Source organism: Pseudomonas sp. SF2, from assembly GCF_036858055.1.
In the GTDB taxonomy this organism is placed as follows: domain Bacteria; phylum Pseudomonadota; class Gammaproteobacteria; order Pseudomonadales; family Pseudomonadaceae; genus Aquipseudomonas.
Map to the genome: position 1 here is coordinate 1 of NZ_JAMBDI010000076.1, position 1,122 is coordinate 1,122.

At 57.2% G+C, this 1,122-nt stretch carries 1 protein-coding gene; it reads left to right on the forward strand.

Features of this window, described 5'->3' with window-relative positions; translation table 11 throughout:
- Positions 1 to 185 precede the first annotated feature (185 nt).
- Positions 186 to 1,122 (forward strand): IS110 family transposase (locus M2S36_RS24790; protein WP_333958015.1); only part of this gene is annotated, 937 nt, incomplete at its 3' end.

Genomic DNA, 1,122 nt, shown 5'->3' on the forward strand with positions numbered 1-1,122 from the left:
GAGTGAGAGCGGTGAATGGCAAGCTGAATGCCAGAGGTGCCTTGAGCACGTGTGGGAGCACAAGCTGCCATTCACCGTTCCACTTTGGCGAGAGCCCGAACAGTTGGATGAGGGCCTAATCTCGAACCACAAGCGTGGGCCAAGCCAAAGCTCTCTCACACTGTTGAGTCTAGGAGGTTTTGGCGATGGCTTCCTTCTTGGGTATCGATGTTTCCAGTCTTTCCCTTGATGCACTGGTGCGGCCCCAGGGCATCAGGATCAGCGTGCGCAATGATCCAGCGGGCTTTGAGGAACTGGTGAAGAGCCTGCGAGGGCTCAGCATCAAGCGCATCCTTCTGGAAGCTACAGGCGGCTACGAGCTTGATGTCATGCGCTTTCTCCAGAACGCCAGCTACAAGGTCATACGCGTGAACCCCAAGCGAGCCAGATCGTTCGCGGATTCCTTGGGCATCAAGGCCAAGACCGATGCCATCGACGCCGCAGTGCTGGCCCATTTCGCTGAGGTCATTCCTGACAAGCCAACCCTGAAAACAAGCCCTGAAAGGGCCCTGTTACGAGAACTCCTTCAGCAGCGTGATCGCCTGGTCCAACAGCGAGATGACGATCGGCGGCGCCTGAAGCAGGCCCAGTCAGCAATGGTCGCCAATTTCCTGAAAACCAATCTTCAGCACTTTGCATCGCAGATAAAGTTGGTGGAGCAAGCGATCAAGCGGCAGGCCACAGTGCTCAGCGATGAACGGATAGCCAAACTGGACGAAGTCAAAGGCATCGGGATGGTAACCGCGACCAAGCTGGTAGCGCTCTTGCCGGAACTGGGGCACGTGGAGTCCCGGGAAATAGCCTCTTTGGTCGGTGTGGCCCCCTTCAATCACGACAGCGGAAAGTCCGTGGGCAAGCGCTTTATCTCAGGAGGCCGATTTGAGGTCAGGCGTGCGCTGTACATGGCGTGCCTGGTAGCGGTGAAACATAATCCAACGCTCAAAGCCCGATATGAGGCGCTGCGTGGGCGAGGGAAACTTGCCAAGGTTGCGCTTGTAGCCTGCATGAGAATCTTCATCGTGCGCCTCAACGCGATGCTCAGAACGGGCACGCCGTGGCGGGATGACTTACCGCAGCCTGAAA